Source organism: Okeania sp. (assembly GCF_983059655.1).
The window spans coordinates 1-1,181 of sequence record NZ_CEZPJD010000283.1 but is presented as its reverse complement, the minus strand read 5'-3'; the positions used below and the strand labels follow the sequence as shown (position 1 = coordinate 1,181).

Below are 1,181 nucleotides of genomic sequence, written 5' to 3'. Positions count from 1 at the left end.
ACTCAGATAGTCAAGTTACAACAACTTTAAAAAAAGGTATAGTCTGCCAAGTTACTGATGAATTTTTTCAGCGACGAGACGGATCATATTTTCCCGTAGAATATGTAAGTACACCTATTTTAGAACAGGGAAAAATTATTGGTGCAGTTGTAACATTTAAAGATATAACAGAACGTCAAGCAGTCGAACAGATGAAAGACGAATTTATTTCCGTGGTGAGTCACGAGTTACGTACTCCTCTTGCTTCTATTCACGGTGCTCTAGCTTTATTGAAAAGTGGATTACTTAATCAAGCACCAGAAAGAGGTAACAGGATGCTAAATATTGCCATTGCTAACACAGACCGTTTAGTAAGGTTAATCAACGATATTCTAGACTTAGAGCGTCTTCACTCCCAGCAAGTAACAATGCTGAAACAAACTTGCAACATTGCTGAATTAATGCTCCAGACAGTAAATGAAATGCAACCTATTGCAGAAGAAGCAGGAGTTAATTTGTCAGTCAAACCAGTAGATACTAAGTTGTGGGGATGTCCCGACCAATTAATTCAAACCTTAACTAACTTACTTAGTAACGCTATCAAATATTCCCCGAAAGGAACAACTGTCTGGTTAACTGCCAGCAAACAATTTATCGATAGAAATAATACTGATAGCTCCGCTCACTTCACTTCAACAGTTAAAACCAAATACACAAAAGCACTTGCCTGTAATATTCATCATAGTTATCAAGTTTTGATTGCAGTTAAAGACCAAGGGCGAGGTATTCCTGCTGATAAGATAGAAAGTATTTTTGGTCGCTTTCAACAAGTTGATGCTTCTGACTCTCGCCAGAAGGGAGGCACCGGTTTAGGTTTAGCCATTTGTCGCAGTATTGTCCAACAACATCAAGGTAAAATTTGGGCAGAAAGCACTTTAGGAGAAGGTAGTACTTTTTTTGTAGCCTTACCAGTTTTGGATGAGGAGTAGGGAGTGGCTCACACTGATTATGGCACAGATACACGGATACGGAAGGGAGCAGGGAAGTGGGAGAGTGGGGGGAGATTAAATATTGAAGTAATTATAGAATTATCAACATATAATATGTAACCAGATTCTATATAACTAGACATCTCTGATCATAAAAAATAAAATCAATTATCACAAAGAAATGATCAATTATTTCCCCTTACTGCCTACTGC

The 1,181-nt window shown here is 37.8% G+C and carries 1 protein-coding gene; it reads left to right on the top strand.

Annotated elements, in window-relative coordinates; translation table 11 throughout:
* A partial coding sequence (locus AC3DU7_RS16540) for a sensor histidine kinase (protein WP_488040424.1) occupies positions 1 to 968 on the top strand: 968 nt, incomplete at its 5' end.
* Positions 969 to 1,181 lie beyond the last annotated feature (213 nt).